General features: G+C 41.8%; 23 protein-coding genes. 3 read left to right on the top strand and 20 right to left on the bottom strand.

The genetic code is table 11. The features are described 5' to 3' along the window. Positions 1–5: 5 nt before the first annotated feature. Entirely contained in the window at positions 6–761 is a 756-nt protein-coding gene (locus tag ACY652_RS16845) for a TIGR03915 family putative DNA repair protein (RefSeq protein ID WP_462265549.1), read from the top strand. Here ACY652_RS16845 and ACY652_RS16840 read toward each other — a convergent pair. Further along, entirely contained in the window at positions 758–2,935 is a 2,178-nt protein-coding gene (locus ACY652_RS16840) for an FUSC family protein (protein ID WP_462265548.1), read from the bottom strand. The two genes, ACY652_RS16845 and ACY652_RS16840, sit on opposite strands and share 4 nt — an antisense overlap. Positions 2,936–3,097: 162 nt before the next feature. Here ACY652_RS16840 and ACY652_RS16835 point away from each other — a divergent pair, with 162 nt between their 5' ends. Together ACY652_RS16835 and ACY652_RS16830 are read left to right on the top strand one after the other, a co-directional pair. Beyond that, the gene (locus ACY652_RS16835; RefSeq protein ID WP_462265547.1) at positions 3,098–5,686 is read left to right on the top strand and encodes a phosphoenolpyruvate carboxylase; all 2,589 of its coding nucleotides are present in this window, start codon (positions 3,098–3,100) and stop codon (positions 5,684–5,686) included. An 82-nt stretch (positions 5,687–5,768) separates the two neighbouring features. Next, on the top strand, positions 5,769–6,302 hold the full coding sequence (locus tag ACY652_RS16830; protein WP_462265546.1) for a DUF4142 domain-containing protein: 534 nt from the start codon (positions 5,769–5,771) through the stop codon (positions 6,300–6,302). A 183-nt stretch (positions 6,303–6,485) separates the two neighbouring features. Here the strand turns inward: ACY652_RS16830 and ACY652_RS16825 are convergent, their stop codons facing one another. The 19 genes from ACY652_RS16825 to ACY652_RS16735 form a co-directional block, all read right to left on the bottom strand. Beyond that, the gene (locus ACY652_RS16825) at positions 6,486–6,914 is read right to left on the bottom strand and encodes a hypothetical protein (protein ID WP_462265545.1); all 429 of its coding nucleotides are present in this window, start codon (positions 6,912–6,914) and stop codon (positions 6,486–6,488) included. Positions 6,915–6,921: 7 nt separating this feature from the next. Further along, positions 6,922–8,244 carry a phage/plasmid replication domain-containing protein gene (locus ACY652_RS16820; protein ID WP_462265544.1) on the bottom strand — a complete coding sequence of 441 codons (1,323 nt, stop codon included), beginning with the start codon at positions 8,242–8,244 and terminating at the stop codon, positions 6,922–6,924. After that, on the bottom strand, positions 8,241–8,588 hold the full coding sequence (locus ACY652_RS16815; RefSeq protein WP_462265543.1) for a hypothetical protein: 348 nt from the start codon (positions 8,586–8,588) through the stop codon (positions 8,241–8,243). Before ACY652_RS16815 ends, ACY652_RS16820 begins: the two co-directional genes overlap by 4 nt. Further along, positions 8,581–9,012, bottom strand: a complete 432-nt coding sequence (locus ACY652_RS16810; RefSeq protein ID WP_462265542.1) for a hypothetical protein — start codon at positions 9,010–9,012, stop codon at positions 8,581–8,583. The genes ACY652_RS16815 and ACY652_RS16810 overlap by 8 nt, the downstream gene beginning before the upstream one ends. 94 nt (positions 9,013–9,106) lie before the next feature. Then, positions 9,107–9,691 (bottom strand): hypothetical protein, encoded by a 585-nt coding sequence (locus tag ACY652_RS16805; RefSeq protein WP_462265541.1) that lies wholly within the window; start codon positions 9,689–9,691, stop codon positions 9,107–9,109. A 3-nt stretch (positions 9,692–9,694) separates the two neighbouring features. Then, on the bottom strand, positions 9,695–10,162 hold the full coding sequence (locus ACY652_RS16800) for a hypothetical protein (RefSeq protein ID WP_462265540.1): 468 nt from the start codon (positions 10,160–10,162) through the stop codon (positions 9,695–9,697). A gap of 3 nt (positions 10,163–10,165) precedes the next feature. Next, entirely contained in the window at positions 10,166–10,756 is a 591-nt protein-coding gene (locus ACY652_RS16795) for a hypothetical protein (protein ID WP_462265539.1), read from the bottom strand. A 2-nt stretch (positions 10,757–10,758) separates the two neighbouring features. Next, a complete protein-coding gene (locus tag ACY652_RS16790; protein ID WP_462265538.1) occupies positions 10,759–11,331 on the bottom strand; it encodes a hypothetical protein in 573 nt (190 codons plus the stop codon). Positions 11,332–11,333: 2 nt separating this feature from the next. Next, positions 11,334–12,149, bottom strand: coding sequence for a hypothetical protein (locus tag ACY652_RS16785; protein ID WP_462265537.1), 816 nt, complete (start codon positions 12,147–12,149; stop codon positions 11,334–11,336). A 2-nt stretch (positions 12,150–12,151) separates the two neighbouring features. Then, positions 12,152–12,454, bottom strand: coding sequence for a hypothetical protein (locus ACY652_RS16780; RefSeq protein ID WP_462265536.1), 303 nt, complete (start codon positions 12,452–12,454; stop codon positions 12,152–12,154). 57 nt (positions 12,455–12,511) lie between these two features. Then, the gene (locus ACY652_RS16775; RefSeq protein ID WP_462265535.1) at positions 12,512–12,877 is read right to left on the bottom strand and encodes a hypothetical protein; all 366 of its coding nucleotides are present in this window, start codon (positions 12,875–12,877) and stop codon (positions 12,512–12,514) included. 10 nt (positions 12,878–12,887) lie between these two features. After that, positions 12,888–13,808, bottom strand: a complete 921-nt coding sequence (locus tag ACY652_RS16770; protein WP_462265534.1) for a hypothetical protein — start codon at positions 13,806–13,808, stop codon at positions 12,888–12,890. Positions 13,809–13,829: 21 nt separating this feature from the next. After that, positions 13,830–14,144 (bottom strand): hypothetical protein, encoded by a 315-nt coding sequence (locus ACY652_RS16765; RefSeq protein ID WP_462265533.1) that lies wholly within the window; start codon positions 14,142–14,144, stop codon positions 13,830–13,832. 310 nt (positions 14,145–14,454) lie between these two features. Further along, a complete protein-coding gene (locus ACY652_RS16760; protein WP_462265532.1) occupies positions 14,455–14,865 on the bottom strand; it encodes a hypothetical protein in 411 nt (136 codons plus the stop codon). Then, positions 14,771–15,055, bottom strand: a complete 285-nt coding sequence (locus ACY652_RS16755) for a hypothetical protein (RefSeq protein WP_462265531.1) — start codon at positions 15,053–15,055, stop codon at positions 14,771–14,773. The genes ACY652_RS16760 and ACY652_RS16755 overlap by 95 nt, the downstream gene beginning before the upstream one ends. A 411-nt stretch (positions 15,056–15,466) precedes the next feature. Further along, a complete protein-coding gene (locus ACY652_RS16750) occupies positions 15,467–16,003 on the bottom strand; it encodes a lysozyme (protein ID WP_462265530.1) in 537 nt (178 codons plus the stop codon). A 200-nt stretch (positions 16,004–16,203) separates the two neighbouring features. Continuing rightward, a complete protein-coding gene (locus ACY652_RS16745) occupies positions 16,204–16,494 on the bottom strand; it encodes a hypothetical protein (RefSeq protein WP_462265529.1) in 291 nt (96 codons plus the stop codon). Positions 16,495–16,581: 87 nt separating this feature from the next. Further along, on the bottom strand, positions 16,582–16,842 hold the full coding sequence (locus ACY652_RS16740; protein WP_462265528.1) for a hypothetical protein: 261 nt from the start codon (positions 16,840–16,842) through the stop codon (positions 16,582–16,584). A 180-nt stretch (positions 16,843–17,022) separates the two neighbouring features. Then, complete coding sequence (locus tag ACY652_RS16735) at positions 17,023–18,054, bottom strand: tetratricopeptide repeat protein (protein WP_462265527.1); 1,032 nt, start codon at positions 18,052–18,054, stop codon at positions 17,023–17,025. Positions 18,055–18,155 lie beyond the last annotated feature (101 nt).

The raw sequence follows: 18,155 nt of genomic DNA, 5'->3' as shown, positions 1-18,155 counted from the left end.
TCTGTATGACTACCTTATTATATGATGGAAGCTTTGAAGGTTTACTCACCGCAGTATTCGATGTATACGACCGCAGGTTAGGCCATGTAAGGCTCGAAAAAAATGAGTTGCGGGAAACAGCTTTGTTTGAGGATGTAATTAAAATCACTACTGATGACCGGCGGGCAGTACGTGTGCTACGGGGCCTGCGGCAGCGTTTGTCTGATATGGGTGTGCAGCGGTTATACACCGCTTACTTATGTGATACAGCTGCTGAGGATAATATATTATTGGGCTACATTCGGTATGTGTTTGACTCTGCCCAAAACATAGAAGAGGATTATGGCAACAAATACGTAATGCGGGTATCAGAACTGGTAAAAATGATGCGCCGGGAAAAGCACCGTATGGAAGCCTTTATCCGGTTCAAAAAACTAAAAGACGAAACTTTTTATGCGGCCATTGAACCCGATTTTAACGTTTTACCATTGCTGATCAAACATTTTAAAAGCCGCTATGCCGACCAGAAATGGATTATTTATGACCTGAAGCGTTGTTACGGCCTGTATTATGATTTGCACGATACCCAGTTTATCAGCCTGGATTTTGCTACTGCCAAACCCGAGCACACCGTGTATGCTTACAGTGAGGAAGAAGGATTATATCAGGATTTATGGAAGAATTATTTTAAAAGCGCTAACATTCCCGCCCGTAAAAACACCAAATTACACCTGCGCCATATTCCAAAACGCTACTGGAAACACTTAACTGAAAAGATTTAAGCCAGAATAGTGTCAGTAACCTTTGCAATATCAGTGCTGATTTTAGTGATAAAGCCCAACTGATCCTTAATCAGCGTATCTTCTTCATTTATGGGCACTGCTTCAGCTTCCGGAACTTTATTCCAGTTAAATTCTATTTTTTCGCCGCCAAGTTTAAGGCTGCTGTCATTTAAAATATTGAAGCTGCGCTTAACTAATTTTAAATTTGCTGCCTGTGCTTTGTGCAGTTCCTTTGCGGTGAATCCGGCCGCAATAGTGGCTAGGTATGAAGATAAGATATGATTTAATACTACAAATTTGTGTACGTCCTTAGCCTTATGCTGTTTGCTTTTAGGCTCCGATGTCATTCGCTGAAACGCAGCAGATAAATTGGCCGATTTAACATATACTTCTTTACGGGTAAGTTTAAAATCGGTAACGCTAACCCGTTTGCCCGAAATTTCATTAGCTACCTTAATCAGGTAATTAATATTGGCATTCAGTACTTCATACAAATGTTGCTTTATCTGCTGCGATTCCCAGGCGGGAAAGAGTGTATAACTGGCAATAAATGCCAGCATAGAACCAATAATGGTATCTGCCACCCGTTCCTCGGCAATATTGAGGTGGCCAACGCCTAAAAGCTTAAACATGATAAGCACGTATGGCGTCATGAAAAATACGCTTACTACATAGTTGGTACGTGTGAAGCTATAGGCTAAAACCATAAATACGCTCAAAAATGCAAATTGTACATAGTTGTTATGAATTACTGATAAAATTAATACGCCTACCAGTCCGCCGATTATAGTACCCGCCAGCCGTTGAAAATTACGTTGTTTGGATAAACTGAAGCCGGGTTTTAAAATAACAATAATAGTAAGCAGTACCCAATAGCTATGATGGCCAAACATGAGGTGCTTGCCGGTAACAGCATTAACCCACAGGATAAGCAGGCTGCTTTTAGTAACAATAAAGCCTGCAAGGCAGGCAATGCATACCCGCAGCGCATGCTTAAAAACAGCTGATTTGAGGGTAAGATTGTCAAGCAGGATGCGGGGCGAGTAATCCTGATGCGATACGAATTTGGCATATTGCAATTCACGCCGGGTTTCCATTAGCTTAGTGCCGGTGCGGGCAGTATAGTAATAACCAAGACTGATTATCTTCTGGTTCAGATCGCGCAGATTGATCAGGATTTTTTTAAGCACAATATTGTTAATGTCAACGGCACTACCTGCTTCATCTATGTGTGCCTTCAGCTGGTCAAGTTCCTTTATAAAATCTACCTTGTTTTCAAAACCGGTTCCGGTAAGCAGGGCATAGGCAATATTCTCCAACTGATCGGCCATCAGGTGCGATAGCTTTCCGATATGGGGCAACACACCCGAAGAGGAAAACTTTTCGCGTATGGTATCATAATCATAATGGGTGGCTAAAATTTGCTCAAATAGGTCTACCAGATCTACAAACATCAGCAATAGCATACGGCTGATGTTGGTTGATTCTTTAACTACCAGCCTGCTTTTAAACAGGAGTTCGCGCACGATATCCTGGTGCTGGCTTACCTGAATTTGCTGGGTAACCAGTTTGCGGTAATTTTCATCCACATTGGTGCCGGGCAAATAAAAATCACCTTTTATGCGAAGGAAGAGCGCTGTATCAGTAATGTTTTCTGCCAGCGCCTGTTCTGCCGCACGATAAGGGCGAATGCTAAAAAAGGCAAGGCTCATAAGCGTATACCACAACCCGCCCGCTAAAATGGTAATGCTGTAAGTTAGTACCTGGTTGGCTTGTAAGCCGCGATCCATAACAAAAATGATGGTAAGCAGCGCTGCCGTACCTACCGAAGCTGCACGGTTGCCATACACCGTAAACATGGAGAACAGGAAGGAAAACAAGGTGATTTCTATCCCTAATATCACTAAATTGAAATGGGCGAACCCGGTAATCACTGCAATTACAAAAGCCAAGAGCGAACTTATCAGTAAAGCCACACGCTTATGCACAACCGGCCCGGGCGTATCTGTCACGCTTACGCTGATGGCCCCCAGTGATAGGGTAATGCCTAATTCCAGTTGGTTAAAGAATGCGAAAGTGAGCGCCGGCAGTAATAAACCAGCAGAAATGCGCAATCCATCAGAAAAGTATTGACTGTAGAAAAAACTTTTAAGTTCGCGACTGTTTATTCTCATGAATCCGGTAAGATGTATGCGCTTAAAGCAATACTACCTGAATCAGGTAGTAAATGCCCAAAGTTAACGGTACTTCAATAAACTGATAACAACAGTTTAAGTTTAGCCTGCATTAAGATCAAAAGGGTTGTATTTTATTTTATTAATGCTTACTTCGCATCTATGTCATCTCTGCCCGCTGCCACCGCTAAAGAAACCATTTTTAACCAGGAAGTAGTCACCCGGTTTGAATTGTACAACAGCCTTTTCCTGACACTGCCTTTTTATCAGGTAAAGGATACAGGTATTTTACTGCCCTTCTTCAGTGCGCATTGCGAAAAGGGTACAGCAGCACTTCAGTCCCCAATGGAAATTATCGGGTCTTTTTTTGACAAGCACGTACCTGGTATTGGCAAAGAAGAGCAAATCAACCGCCTTTTTCGGTTCATACAATACATTGAAAGGCAGGTAGTGCTTTTTGATGCAATTGAAGATGCCTCATTCAGCAAACTTAACCGTACAGATGAAACCGGTACCTTAACAAGCTTAATACAGCATACCAGTATCAGCACAACTAACTTTGATAAAGTAAAGCAAAAGCTGGAGCGTTTGTCATTACGCCTGGTGCTCACCGCTCATCCCACCCAGTTTTACCCCGGCCCGGTATTAGGTATCATCACTGATTTAACAGAGGCCTTAAAGCACAATGACATTAACAGCATAAATTTGCTGTTACAGCAGTTAGGTAAAACGCCTTTTTTAAACAAAGAATCACCAACGCCCGTAGACGAAGCTTTGAGCCTCATCTGGTTTTTAGAAAACGTATTCTATCATACTGTAGCAGGTATTGAAAGCCGTATCGGACAGGAATTTGCATTAACAGATCCTCAGCATCAGCTGTTAGAATTGGGTTTCTGGCCCGGCGGTGACCGCGATGGTAATCCAAACGTAAACGTAGATTCAACTCAAACTGTAGCCGAAACGTTAAGGCATGTAATATTCAGGTGCTATTACCGCGATTTCAGGGTACTTAAACGCCGCATTACATTCAGAGGCGTTGAGGAGCCCATGCAGCAATTAGAAGCCTTGCTGTATACCAACGCTTTCAACCCTCCGGAACAGCCTGAGGATCTGCAACAGGAGATGCTCAACATATTACAATCGGTTGTAAACACATTAAACCAAAACCACGATGGGCTTTTTACCGATGTACTGAACAATTTCATCCATAAAGTAAGACTCTACGGGTGCTATTTCGCCACACTCGACATCAGACAAGATAGCCGGGTGCTGCGCAAAGTATTTGAATATGGTATTGATCGGCCCGAAATTAACACCGGACTGAAATCTGATTACATGACTTTGAATGAAGACGACAAACTGTATACACTAACCTTTAATTCGGCTGATTTTAATTGTACACAGGCCGAAGATGCAGAGGCGCTGGTTAAGGATGCATTGTGTACAATCAGATTGATGAGATCAATACAGCAGGCCAATGGTGAAAAGGCATGTAACCGGTTTATAATCAGTAACTGTCAGGAAGCTTCGGATATTCTACAGCTAATGAACCTGTTTTTGTGGACAGGTTGGCAGCAGGATGCGCTGTGCATAGATTTCATGCCATTGTTTGAAACGGTGAATGATTTAGCTAATGCAGCACGCGTAATGGAAACGCTGTACCAGCACCCGGTATATCAACAGCATTTAAAGTTGAGAGGCAATCATCAAAGCATTATGCTTGGCTTTTCGGATAGTACCAAAGATGGCGGCTACTTAATGGCAAACTGGTCTATTTACAAAGCTAAAGTAGAACTAACAGCTTTGGCCAAAAGGTATAGTATTGATTTAGCGTTTTTTGATGGGAGGGGAGGTCCGCCGGCACGCGGTGGCGGTAAAACGCACCGTTTTTATGCAGCAATGGGTAAAGAAATTGCTAACGAGCATATACAACTCACCATACAGGGTCAAACGGTAAGTTCACAATACGGTTCAGCTGAAACTGCACGTTTTAACATAGAGCAATTATTAAATGCCGGCTTAATATCCGCATTACATCCTGAACATAATGACTTACTTGATAACCGGCACAAAGAATTACTATCAGTAATGGCAGAAGCAAGTTATGATGCTTTTAACCAATTACGTGTACACCCGGTATTTACTGAATATCTTGAAAATTTAAGCCCGTTAACACTGCTTTCAAATGCCAACATCAGTAGTCGGCCTACTAAACGCAATGCCGATGGCCCGCTTAAATTGGAAGATTTAAGGGCTATAAGCTTTGTTACGGCATGGAGTCAGCTCAAGCAAAACATACCCGGCTTTTATGGTATGGGCACTGCTTTGCAAAAAATAAAGCAAGCAGGGGCCTGGGAGGAGATAAAGGAATTATACCGAAAATCAGGATTTTTTAATACCATGATTGATAACTGCATGATGTCAATGTCGAAGTCTGATTTCAGAATAACTGCTTATCTGGCCGAAGACGTTAAATACGGCGAGTTTTGGAGAATGCTGAAAGATGAATTTGAATTATCAAAAGAATTGCTGTTGGCGCTCACAGAATCAGAAGCCATGATGCAAAATTCACCTGTAGAAAAGCATTCTATTGCTTTACGTGAGCGCATTATATTGCCATTAGTTACCATACAACATTATGCACTGGCATTAATGCAAAATGCAGCCAATACTGAAATAGAAGCAACCTGCAAAAAACTGGCTATAAGAACAGTCTACGGTATAGTTAATGCCGGTCGTAATCTGGCCTGATATAAATGCTTGATTATGTCATTAATATGTAAACCAGATAAGCATTGGCTTGTTATAACCATATCATTATAAAAAATCTGCGATGAAGAAAATACTGCTGTGTAGCCTGATTGCATTATCCTGCTGTTATATGGAAGCTTGCCGTGAAAACAGGAAAGCCAAAAATTATAACAACAAAACGATGGTTGATGATGCAGGTTTAAAATTTATAACTAATGCCAATGAAGCTGGATTAACAGAAATTACGGCTGCTAACATTGCACTAAAGAATTCATCTAATGCACAAGTAACCCAATTTGCCAAAATGATGATTACCGATCATACAGAGATGGGAAACAAGCTGAAAAAGTTAGCAGCAGATAAATACGTTAGTATTACAAACTCTGTGAATGAAGAACATAGAAACATGATCAATGTGCTTTCCACCAAAACGGGCGCTGATTTTGATAAAGCCTACATGCAAATGATGGTTAGCGATCATGAAAAAGTTATAGAGCTGTTTCGTGATGGCAGCACAAATACTAATGCAGCCATTAATACCCTTTCTAAAGATGATCTTCCAAAGCTGGAAAATCATTTAAGCGAGGCTAAAAAAATACTTTCAACTATCAAATAGCTAACAGTATGATAAGTATTATTTGTGAATATTCCCTGTAAGAATCAAAGCGTGTGAGAACGCATTACGAGTAGGGAAGTACGAAAAGTATCAATGCCAAATGGCTTTAAGGAACGAAGCGGTTTCCATCAACGGAACCGCGTTGCTAATATAAATAACAATTTCGAAAATATTATAATATTTTTAAAATAATAGCATACGTAGCAAAGGTATAATAGCTTCTGGTTTTATAAGACTATCAAAAGGGGAGGAAAGAGCAGAAGACTTACCAATTAAACTGTAATTATCACACTGATAATTATTAACAAGTTTCAAATCATCATCATAAAGGGCAACAGCCCTAAGAGATTCTGGAATTTGAATAAACATTGTAAAATGATAATCAGGAGAAAAAAGCCTTACGAACTGAACGTTATTAACAGTAGTATCTTTTTGGATTGTTAAAGTGATAGGTTCAACATCTTTACTTGTAATAACGAAATAGCTCTTAAGAGCCTGCTTTTGGTTTACAATAACTGTTACTTGTGAACCATTATCAGCTCTAAAGACAAGTTGCGCAAAAGAAGACACAAAAAGGAAAAGGAATAGAAACATCAGTAAAATGAATTTCATAATAAAGTTATTTTAAATGGTGCCTACCAAAATAGAATTTATATTGCTGATAGTCAAGTGCCGGAGGCGGCATATCCGATAACCTGCTTTCACTATCTACACCGACCTGCTTTAGCTTATCCTTATAATGATAAAAAGTCGAGCGCGGCAGCAGGCCGGATTTGCCGAGTTCATCCAGGCTGTAATATTGACTAAGCAGAGTCAAGGTTACTATCATTGGTTTATTAAAGCTGTTTTTGCGCCTTAACTCTTTTCTATCCAATGTTATTTTATCCCGGAGGTCGTTAAGCGCATCAACCTTTTTAATAACGTCGGTAACGCTATATTTAACCTTCAGTTGGTAGTCCTTTACTTTTTGCCAAAAGAACTCATACAGCAGGTGGAACAGTTTGTAAGTGAACACCACTTCACGAGTGTTCAACACGTGGTCAAGGTTATTATCTTTCAGAACGTAAGTTTTGCCACGATTGATAAAGTCCATATTCTTTTGGAGATAAGCTTTATCAGTTTTTGCTAATACTTTGAAGTACGCATCATTGTGCGGGATATAGTCTTTATGCAGATCATGCTGCCTAAAAAGATAATCAAACTGGGATTTACGAAAGGTTACTTCATACCGCAGTATACGGTCGGCCATGCTTTGCAGGTGGTCTAAATTTTCGCCCGTAGGGTTTTTCTTTTGTAATTCCTTGCGGTCATTGCGCTTAAACTCGGTGCCTTTATGATATACTTTGAACGAGTAACGGCCAGTAACATACATAAAGCTGGTGTCCCATGACTTGTATTTGTTAGTGGAACTACGGGCATATTTTGTAAGCAGTTCCTTTTGTTCTTCGAGGTAGTTAAGCGCATCATATTGAGAGGGGAAAAATTGATTATAGCAGAAGTCCAAGCGGGTAATTTCTATATCGGTCATTTTGACCGGGTCAGAGAAATGCTTTTTGCAAAACGTTTTGACGAAGCTGATTAGCTGTTTATAAATCGTTTGCGGGGTTTGGTCATAATACTGTATGAACTGTAATATATTGGTGCCATACAGATATTTAGGTATCGCAAAGTTAAAGTCTATCAAATCTTTGGCGATAACGTAATGATAAGATACACTATAATGGCTGGAGGCAATAAACAAACTATCACGCTTGCTAAGTGGCATAATATTATCGCTATCATGATGCAGTATAGCGCGTATTTTATTGCTACCAGTAATTTCGCCGGTATCTTCATTAATGTACATATCAGTACGCCCCGTTTGGGTCGTCCTTTCGTATTGGTTTTTGATGGTAGGATAACTACTGACATTTTTTAATCTAAAATTTATGGTGTCAATCATTTGGCATATAGATTTAATTGTATGCCTGCCCGTTCTCTTTCTTTGGCCGTATCGGTGCTTATAATCGTTTTACCTTTGTCCGCAGCCATTTTAAGGGCTTTGAAATAATCAATGCCTACACCATGTTTGCGTTCCATTGCGGTATACTCATAAGCGCATCCGGCACGTGCAAGGCACTCAAAGACACAGGCTTTTGCCAAATGGTCAAGGATTTCGGTATCTACTTGTGATAGATCAAAGCGGATAATCTCTTCACTACATTGCGTGATTTGACCATGATAGAAAACACGTAGTAGATTAAAGTTTTCTGGTATAGATGCGGGATGTAAGTATTCTTTAATCATTATTAATGGGAGTGTTAACGGTTTCCAAATAAATTTTAAAGCCGTAAGAAATAGCTTTAATCTGGGCAAGGGAAGTTGCAGAGAGCAAAGAATTAATAGAGTAGCAGCTACAGGGATCACAGAGTTCGTAAATACTTTCACCGCGCAAAGGGTCAAAGTTAGGAAGCTGTCTTATATCAACAAGATAAAAGGTTTCAGGAACACAACCAAGAAAGAAACAGAAATCAAACGAAATGCCACGTTTACAGGCAAGATAAGTATTATAAGAAGTACCGCATGAAAGTTTACCTTGTGTCATAAACGAACCGGGTAGAGCATCAAGGAAAGTGCTAAACCGTTCAGGAGCGGGATTTTGTTTTTTGCGAAAGACGGCAAAAATAAAGGCAATAATTAAAACACCGGGGAATAGTCGGAATAGTTTCACGTAAAAGGATTTAGAGGGTAAATAAAAAGCGCGGGTAATTACCCGCGCTTTTGAGGTTAAACTAAAGTTGTAGTTTTCCAGCTGTTTTTTAGAATTACTTCTTTCTGATGAAGAAGAACCATACAGCGGCACCAGCGGCGCCTAATACTAACAAGTTTTTCATGCTGTTTTTTGTAAATAAGTCTTTAAGAATTTGAGTTTGTGTTTGAGTTTGACGGGTGTCCCATCGCTTTACCGTTTTATTCCAGGCGATATGAGCGCCCCATTTATACAACCCGACTTCGCCGGAGGTTGGAGGGATTACGCTGTTTATCGCCTTTTCTAAATCGGCATTGTACTTTTCGTCCACACCTAAACTGAACGCTTCGCCGTATTGGTATGCTTCGCTGTCATGCGCTCCGAAAGTCAACAGGTGGAAACCACCTGTGTAACTTTGTCGAATGGAGATTTCATGACCGAAAGCAGCGCGAACATTTTCGAGCTGTACCAGCAGGTTCAGGTTGAGTTCGGTGTGGCTTTTAAGTACATTTTTTGTCAGCAGCTCACGCAGCTTGAAGTGTGGGAGTATCTGATAGTCAAGATTAGCAGTTTTGTCAAAAACTATATAATCATGGTCTACTTTGAACTTGTTCGCTTCGGCAGCGGCTTTAAGCTGCAAATCGAATGTTTGTCTATCCATAAGTTAAACGTTAGTAATAACAATGACAACTTCTGTAGGATTGGTTACAGGTAAATCACCCAGGTTAAAAACAGGAATAAAATCATGAGCATTAGTCGGGTCAGCTTTGTAAATGTGTCCATCACCGTCAGGAGACAGCAAAACCCGGCTATAAGTGCTCAATAACCAAGTCCGTGAAGTTGACATCTGAATTTTTAAACCATTAACGCCCGGAGTATCGAAGAAAGCATTAGAGAAGGTTTTGGAATTGTTTCGAGATAAAACAACATCAGGAACAAAGAAGTTGCCGGGCATATAATTACAGCGCAAAATAATATCCGAGTCCGTAGAGTTTGCAACAGTAAAAGTTGAAAGGATTTGGATAGGGGGATGCGCAATAAGATAGTCATCAACCGCCTGTAATTTAGCGGCAGCAATAGCCGCAGCAATAGAAGCCGGAGTTACCGGGGCATTACCTAAATCTACGATCATAAATTAAACGGGGTAAATGGTTACGGAAATAGGAGAGGCCACATTAGGGAAGTAGCGAGTTTGGTTAGCAGGGCAAACCACTTCTGCAAGGTCGTTCACCTTGATACGACACTGACCATTTTGCTGATTTGCAGGCACTACGCGGATGCTGTAAGTACCGGAGTAAATCTCCGCAGTTTGCGTTGTGCCGTTTAAATCATAGACATGGTTATTTGTCGCATCATTAAGGTGTACTTGTGCAGAGGTTTGACCGTTCGTAAAGAGTTTCGCCGTACTGTCAGGCGCAGGTGAAACGTATACCGGGCAGGTATTCGCATCGAGGTAGTCAGGGTAATAGTTGACATCGGATGGAACATTGTCTTTTACAAGCCCAGTGGGTTCCTGTGATACGGAGTAAAACTCCTCTAATATACCTACGTGCGCATAGCCCGTATTTTTTTGGTTTGCATCCAGTACGCAGGTTACGCTACTCTTTTTTGGCCGCCATGCTTTTTGTTGAGCAGGCGGGTCGGTAGGGTTAACAGGAGCGGCCGGAGCCGCTTCTGTTACACCACCATCGAACGAGGATTTTAAATAATGTGCAATGGTTCGCATGGTTATTGTTGTTGTGCCTCATACCCTGATACTGACACTTCAAACTCAACCGTTGGCGTAAAAGCTCCGGGTTGTGCCTGAAAACCACCATCTACTTTAACCTGGTACGCTGCACCTGTTACAGATATATCTTTTAAGATATGCAGCGCGTGACGGTTAAAGGGTAAATGATGATTTGCGTTCGGGTACAGGGTTAAGGCAAAGTCAATAAATTTGTTACCAACCGTATCGGTTTGGTTTGGCTGACATACCTGCATGAATTGACGAGGTTTACCATCCAAATTAAACGATACGATTGAAATCGACATTTGGCCGCTATGTTCGGAAGTCGGTACCGGAAGTAAAAATTCCAGGTGCCCGACATACGTCATAGCAGCAAATTGACGGGTTTGTTCCAAGGCTAAATTGCGGTTCAAAAAGTCGTCCGAAGGATAACTGATAACGCCTACATAGGGGTAGAGGGCTAACAGTTTCTTTCGGTCTGATTCCGTTAAAAGTTGCTTGATATACTCTTCTGAACCGTAATCCGTGCCTTTTACAAAGAGCTGGGTTTGGGTGTCTATGGCTTGTATCATGGTTAATTAATAATTGAAAGCCACTGACTAATCTGTTTTTGCTCACTTTCAGATAAGACTATCTGCAAATGAGTTTTCAAAGTACCAACGAGCTTATCAGATGAAAACAAATCAGACCAAGCAGATACAGTTAACAGGTGAGTAGGTGATTTTGCGTAAGTGTTTAAATTACGAGTACCGTAAGCAGATGCTGTAAGCTGGAAAGTTTGCGCTGCCATACCTTTTATAGTTTTGATAATCTTGTCTTCGTCCACGAAAGCCGAGTTCATCAAATCATGTAAGGTATTTGCGTAGCCCTGATGAGCGGTAGTAACTTTTAAACCTGACTTTGCCAAAGCATTGGTAACTGTATTGTTAACAGTAACTTTTGACGCAGTGGTATCGACGTAGGCACCGCCAATAGCAGCTTCCGCCTTGTCTTTGGCATCTTCAATAGGCGAATTGCCAAGCGGTTTTAATATCTTATTATACAAGATATAACCACCATAACCAATAGCCGCACAAATAGCCAGGTTGATAACCTGCGAGGGGTTAATGTTTGGCAGCTTTAACCCGGCAGCTTTGTTATAATAACGTTTTGCATAGGCCATTTTTGAATAGGGATTTTTTACGTTTTTGGGTGGTACATAGTCGAGTATCTCGCCAGTTTCGGGGTCAAGGTTTATGCCTTTATGCGCTTTGTAGCCAGTCTTTATAAAGTGATTTCTTACTGATTTGCGCCTTTGGTCATAACCGCCCCCATAACTGCCGGATGCTTCGCCAATACCATCGGACTTATTACTCATACCGAGAAAGCCCGATATATTGCCCTCAAACATGGTTAACGGGTTTCGTCTGCCTCGACATCATCCGGGTGGGGGTCACCGGGGTCAAGCATACGGGTTAAGAAATTACAGACAAACGGAAAGAGAATAGCCAATAGCATACGGCCATAGCCACCATCAATAAACAGGAAGAATTTGTCTTTAATATTCAAATCCTCACCGAGTTCCTTTTTATCGCTCGCAGTCTTTACTTCGCGGTCATAGTCAACCGAGGCTTTAGACTGCATATGCGTTTTGTCTGTAGGAGTAATTGGAGCAACACGCTCAATAGTCTCAATTACAAAGTTTAATAGTTGCATTTAATAAATAGGTTTAAGGGAAAAGCCCGGTAGAAATTACCGGGCTTAAATGGTGAATTAGCGGCGATTATTGGAAAATAACATCATAAGCAAAAGAGCGCCACCGCCGATAAGCGCATACTTGCCAAAGTTATCGGCTTGTTGCTGGTCTGCGGTTACCGTTACATGCGGATTCATGCTGTTAACGGCGCCCACGATGCTATCCAGCACTTTCTGCAGGCCGGAACGTTCGGCAGGCTGTACAACGGTCGAGCCTTGCGGCTGTACAACCATTGCGCCTTGCGCTTCCTGCGGTTTACTCTTTAAACCGCTTATGATTTCTTTAGGATTAATTACGCCGCCACTTGCGGTACTTACAATACCGCTTGCGGCTCCTAACGCTACGCCGCCAACTCCTTTGAGTATTTTACTAAAGATTGACATAGTCGAAAGTTTAAGACTTTGGTTTTTGGTTTTGGATTTTATCCGCAGCCTCATTACTGTGCTTTACAGATTTTTCAGCCGCCTTTTGCAGTATTTCAGGGCTGGTATAAAAATCCCAGTACACAATATAGTTTTGGGAGGCGGCTACGTTTGCGGAATTGAACTTGACGTTCAAACTTACCTGGTCATATTCCTGACCGTCCAGCACCACAAAGCACTGGTCTTTCTGAATGCGGTCGGCAACGTCCAGTTTTGTGGGGTCGGCGGCCTGAATATGGTAACGGTCTGTTTTGTCCAGTATTAAATCCTGAAACGTAAAGTCCTCATTAAAACGGTCTGAATTAATAGTCAGATTTGCAATAACAGGTGTTTTGAAATCTTCTTTATCATAGTTCAGAAATACCGCTTTAGTAACGTTATCGCCCAGGTCATAACGGCGGCTACTTTCGCCTGCCTGTATCACCATCGTTTTAATAGATGGAATGCAGGTTTCATAAGCTACACATTTGTTAGGCGTTACTTCAATGTAACTGGTAGCTGCAATGGAAGGGGTAAACAAACCTTTAAGGTTGTTGATTTCAACGTGCAAGTAGTCATCGCCTTTAAGACAAATAGCACCACCAAACGGAATTTTGAAGGCCAGCATAGCAGAACCACCGCCTAACAATTCCGATTGTGTGGACTGGCTGAATACGAATTGATTGAAGCGGTCAACCTGTGAGGCCAAGCCCAATTTTTTCAAATCGTCCTGCATCACTACAAAGGTTTCCTGACCCCTGCGGAGGATAACTTTTACCTGTACTGCCTCCCAGTCGATATCAGCGTTTGAAGGGTCTGCATTAGGGTTAACTAATACGGCTTTAACACGCAAAGCGTTTAAAGTGATGGACTTATAGTCCTCGGTTTGTTTTTCTACGTTACGAATTATCATAATAAAAAAGGGATAAAGAGGTTAAGCCATTTTAGACTTGAATTTAGCTATCATCGGACGTAAGGCATCTTTGAAAAATATCATGCCACCGCCGATTAGGGCTAAAAGGATAAGAAGTTTGTTTGCCCTACGTGGTACAAAAGGTACACGAGGAAAGGAAGAATAAGAACGACGGTTATTAAACCGGGGGCGAGAAAATGAACGCCGGCCGAATGAACGGCGGCCGAATGAACGACGGAAACGAGCCATAGTGCGGGTTTTTACTTTTTTAATTTTGGTTTTCAGTGGCACACGCGGCGTTTTCTTTTTTGTCGGTGTGCGTGTCTTCTTTGCCATGAGTGTGAATGTATTGATGAAGTAATTCCAGCGCATCACTGGAATGCTCCAAGGCACCTTCAATATCACCGTTAGATAAGCGCATGTAAAATTGGTACTGCATATCATGGTAACATTTTAGAATATAAGTCATGCCTTTACGAAGGCCGAGATATGCGAAGAATGCGTTTGAGCCAAGTAAGATAAGTATGTAAAGGATTAACATACGATAAGTTAATTAGGGTCATTAGGGTAAGTGGATGATTAAGGGTTTATAGGGTAATAGTCTAACCGGTTAGACTGAATGTAGCATGTTATAAAACTTGCTACATCAATCAGTCGAGGCCGGTAGGTAGTTTTTGAGATTTGCGAACGGGTTTTGGGCTGCAAGTTCCTGCGCAATCAAACCCCTTAGCAACTCATCGGCGGTAACACCGTAACCAATACCAGCACGAGACAACGCGCGATGGTCTTCGTTTGTGATATAAAGGGTAAGGTGAAATGGCTCTTTAGCATCGGGTATGATAGAGCGGCGCAGGTTTAAACTGGTAACCAATTCAAATTCTTGCGCTCCCTCTCTTATACGACGAGCAGTAGAAGCCAGACGGGCGATTTCAGGAGGTGGAACGGAAAGAACCGGCACCTTATCAGGCGCGGGTTCCAGAGTCGCTTTGGCCGCTGTTTTGGTTGGTTTGGGTGAGCGGCTGGAAGTTGGGATTTTGGTAGCTTTGGTTGTTGCCATTGGTTTTAAAAATGATAGAGGGTAGTTTAAGGATTAATTGGGTTACAAGAGACAGCGTGAGCGCCAATGCGTAGTGCATGATTTGTTGACTCACAGATGGACCAGTAGCCGTTACGGCTGCGGTTACAGTAGTTCCGGCAATCGTTTGGGTTACCGGATGGTTAAGGGTATCAATAGTTGCTTTTAACATAGTGCGGGGTGGACTTTATGGATTTCGCCCTTGAAGCGCAAATTTGCTATGAACGCAGGTAACCAGTACCTGAACTTCTTTGCACGATACATCTGAAATGTACCGGATGCGGTATGCGGGTGAGCGGTTTGCGCCTTATAAAAAGGCGTGTTTGGTGCCATAAATGGCATTTGTTTACGTAACACGTACATGGTTTTAAAGGGTTTAAAGGATGAATAAAAACCACATTTCCCCGCTACGCACTGCACAAGGTAACAAAGCCTTAGCATTGCAGTAAAGGGGCTTTCGCGGCATAAACCGTTACGCTACGCTGCACTATTTATTCCACGACCCCTTGACAGCAAAGCACAGCTTTGTTCTGGGGGTAGTTTTGGTGCTTAAGCGAAGCGGGGAAAAATGGTCGTGGGTTTTTTAACCGCGCAGAAAGAAAAGCGCGGCGATGCCGACTATTGCGGCAATAGATAGGGCAGGGGCTGTAAAAGGCTTATTGAATAAAGCGACATTGTCCTTGCGCCGGTCTACAAGGGCATCATTAACAACTTTGGTAGGTACTCCGTTGACGATTTTTGTACTCTTATTGTACTTCGTCATTTGAGCGGTTACGGCAGCCATAGAACCAGTATCGTTCCAGGTGGCCAGCACAGCAGACAGCGCACCGGTACCGCAGTTGAAAGCAAAGTCAAATAGCGCGTCATACTGATTTTGGTTGAGTTTGCGCTTGCTTTGGTTCAGAGCTGCGATAATTTGGGCGTTGTCTTTTTTGAATAGTTCCAATGCCTGGCTTTTGGTAATAGTGGAACGTTTTAAGGTTTGCTCCGAGGGCTGTATCTGATGACCGTAGCCGATACTGTAAAGCTGTACGCCTTTAGTCATACCATCGGCATAAGCAGTTGCCTTAAATCCTTCTGTTTTCAGGATTTTGTTTAGAATAGCGGTCGAAGGCGACATTAGGAGTTTTGTTTAGGGTCAGGTCTGTATAGTTTTCACAGTCTGACAGCTTGAGATAAACGTCAGCTTTAGCCGCCTGATGTTGCATTTGGTCGTAGGGTTTTAACGGGTACGTATATACGATAACGCCGTTCAGGTCTGAAAAGATTTGGATTACCAAGCGGGATAATCCCTTTTTAAGCCAGCAGATAGTGCCGGGCTTAAGTGCTAAGGGTTTTTCTAAAATTTGGACGTTTGCCATTGTGAATTGATGTTTTGGCGACAGTATAATATACCAGCTCACAGGCTTTTAAAGTCAATCGGCATTCACGATTGGCGTTAGCGGCCAACGTTTTTGTGATTTCTTTAGCAGCCAGCTTGTTGAGTATATTTTGCTGTTTTTGCCGGGTTAATAAAATCAGTTTTTGGAGCCGTTCCTGCATGATACGGATATCATCTTTGGTCAGGTAAGCGGCTACTTGCTGTTTTTTGGTCAGGGTTTGAAGGTTCATAAGGATAATAAAAGGGTTGTAAATGCGTTAGGCCGTCCACTATGGACGGCCTAACAATGTTTTTATGGTGCTGTAAAAGTGCGACGTTTAGCCGGCTTCATGATAGACCGGGGCTATCTCCAACGGTAAGCCCTTGCACATCGGCAATATTTCGCCGCCATTCCTTAAATGTTCCTTCGCCCGTTTGATTAGTCGAGATTGCGCACTTTTTATACACTTCTCTAAAAACGGCGGCGCGTAGGAAAATGCCGGAATTAACGCGAACCATTGACTATTGGCAAGGTATACCGGACTGATATAGCCCAAATCATATTTGCGGCCTTCATAAGTCATGCGCACAAGTTGCATAGTGTTTGTTTTGAGTGATGGAATAATATTATTATGTTTTTACGACACAGTTAATTTTATTGTTATTGTAATTCAGTGATTTCAAAGAACTTTGACTACAACTTTTTCCATGTCTCATAATTAACATTATGTTAAACAGATAGTTTAAATAGTAAGGCTCCTATTGAGGAGCCTTACTATTTATTTAGCGCTTGCTAAACGCTTGGTCATTTCTGCAACGTGTGCATTATCCTTTTTAATGATATAGTAATTTTTCAGGTTAGCTAAAGCAACCTGTGAATCTGATTTGTTGGCGAGCGCTTTATCCAAGTATGGTTTAGCTTTATCGGCCTGAGCATTTACCTTTACCATTGCAGCATCGTAAGCTTTCTGAGCCGTTATTTTGTTTGCTGCATTATACATATCAATTGCAGGGCTCATAAGCACATATCCCATATTCAAATTAGCCTCATACCATGACGGATCAATCTCCAATGCTTTTTTATACATATCAGCAGCCTTACTGTAATTATCGTTGCGAGTTTGCATAAGTGCAGCTTTACCTGCTGCATCCTTACCCGAGGCAGGCTTAGCACCCTCTGCAACACCTGTATAGGCTATACCGGCGTAATAATACAATGATTTATTTTTAGGATCATTGTTGATGGCAGCTAAAGTTTTGTCTAATGTTTGCTGTTGTTTACCTTGCTGCAAGTTTAGTTCAATCTCAGTTCTGCGTAAATCATTATTGTTAGGATATTTTACCAATGCATCATTAATAACTTTTAATGCACCGGTAGTATCCTTATTATTCAGGTAGGCATTAACTAAATCATTATATGCCCCGCCTTTTTTTGAGTAATTCGTGGTTACTAATTTGTTGTAGTTACTAATAGCAGCCCCATAATTTTTTGCGTTATAGGCAGACAACGCAGTATAATAAATGGCATTTGTATCCTCTGGCAATACCGTGCGATAATAATCGAATGATTTGTAAGCCTGGTCATACATACCGCCCTGATATTGCTTTACACCCTGATTTAAAGAGTATTGCGCTAAGTTAAGGTTAGCATTACTGATCAATTTTTTATACTCACCTTTAGTATCGGCTTGCTGAGCCTTTTTCAAGGCATCAGTTGCAGTAGTAAACAAAGGCATTGCAGTAGTAGCAACTGTATCTTTTGAAGCTAATGAAGAATAAATTGCTCCTTTAAGTGCATAGGTTTGCGCCATGGCGGCAGTTTTCTCATTAGCGGCAGCCTTGTCAATTGAGGTTTTGGCATCAGTTAGACTGGTTGTGGCCCTGGAGGCCATGGCAGGTGTGCCGCGCATAG

Origin of the sequence: Mucilaginibacter sp. (genome assembly GCF_965200995.1) — a bacterium.
In the GTDB taxonomy this organism is placed as follows: Bacteria; Bacteroidota; Bacteroidia; order Sphingobacteriales; family Sphingobacteriaceae; genus Mucilaginibacter.
This window is presented reverse-complemented; position numbering and strand designations above follow the sequence as displayed.

Coding starts and splice junctions, on each gene's coding strand:
- ACY652_RS16770 (WP_462265534.1), bottom strand. CDS start 13,808: ATGATAATTCGTAACGTAGAAAAACAAACCGAGGACTATAAGTCCATC.
- ACY652_RS16790 (WP_462265538.1), bottom strand. CDS start 11,331: ATGATACAAGCCATAGACACCCAAACCCAGCTCTTTGTAAAAGGCACG.
- ACY652_RS16765 (WP_462265533.1), bottom strand. CDS start 14,144: ATGGCAAAGAAGACACGCACACCGACAAAAAAGAAAACGCCGCGTGTG.
- ACY652_RS16785 (WP_462265537.1), bottom strand. CDS start 12,149: ATGTTTGAGGGCAATATATCGGGCTTTCTCGGTATGAGTAATAAGTCC.
- ACY652_RS16795 (WP_462265539.1), bottom strand. CDS start 10,756: ATGCGAACCATTGCACATTATTTAAAATCCTCGTTCGATGGTGGTGTA.
- ACY652_RS16760 (WP_462265532.1), bottom strand. CDS start 14,865: ATGGCAACAACCAAAGCTACCAAAATCCCAACTTCCAGCCGCTCACCC.
- ACY652_RS16825 (WP_462265545.1), bottom strand. CDS start 6,914: ATGAAATTCATTTTACTGATGTTTCTATTCCTTTTCCTTTTTGTGTCT.
- ACY652_RS16805 (WP_462265541.1), bottom strand. CDS start 9,691: ATGGATAGACAAACATTCGATTTGCAGCTTAAAGCCGCTGCCGAAGCG.
- ACY652_RS16745 (WP_462265529.1), bottom strand. CDS start 16,494: ATGAACCTTCAAACCCTGACCAAAAAACAGCAAGTAGCCGCTTACCTG.
- ACY652_RS16830 (WP_462265546.1), top strand. CDS start 5,769: ATGAAGAAAATACTGCTGTGTAGCCTGATTGCATTATCCTGCTGTTAT.
- ACY652_RS16740 (WP_462265528.1), bottom strand. CDS start 16,842: ATGCAACTTGTGCGCATGACTTATGAAGGCCGCAAATATGATTTGGGC.
- ACY652_RS16845 (WP_462265549.1), top strand. CDS start 6: ATGACTACCTTATTATATGATGGAAGCTTTGAAGGTTTACTCACCGCA.
- ACY652_RS16775 (WP_462265535.1), bottom strand. CDS start 12,877: ATGTCAATCTTTAGTAAAATACTCAAAGGAGTTGGCGGCGTAGCGTTA.
- ACY652_RS16835 (WP_462265547.1), top strand. CDS start 3,098: ATGTCATCTCTGCCCGCTGCCACCGCTAAAGAAACCATTTTTAACCAG.
- ACY652_RS16780 (WP_462265536.1), bottom strand. CDS start 12,454: ATGCAACTATTAAACTTTGTAATTGAGACTATTGAGCGTGTTGCTCCA.
- ACY652_RS16735 (WP_462265527.1), bottom strand. CDS start 18,054: ATGGCGCAAACCTATGCACTTAAAGGAGCAATTTATTCTTCATTAGCT.
- ACY652_RS16840 (WP_462265548.1), bottom strand. CDS start 2,935: ATGAGAATAAACAGTCGCGAACTTAAAAGTTTTTTCTACAGTCAATAC.
- ACY652_RS16800 (WP_462265540.1), bottom strand. CDS start 10,162: ATGATCGTAGATTTAGGTAATGCCCCGGTAACTCCGGCTTCTATTGCT.
- ACY652_RS16750 (WP_462265530.1), bottom strand. CDS start 16,003: ATGTCGCCTTCGACCGCTATTCTAAACAAAATCCTGAAAACAGAAGGA.
- ACY652_RS16755 (WP_462265531.1), bottom strand. CDS start 15,055: ATGTTAAAAGCAACTATTGATACCCTTAACCATCCGGTAACCCAAACG.
- ACY652_RS16815 (WP_462265543.1), bottom strand. CDS start 8,588: ATGATTAAAGAATACTTACATCCCGCATCTATACCAGAAAACTTTAAT.
- ACY652_RS16820 (WP_462265544.1), bottom strand. CDS start 8,244: ATGATTGACACCATAAATTTTAGATTAAAAAATGTCAGTAGTTATCCT.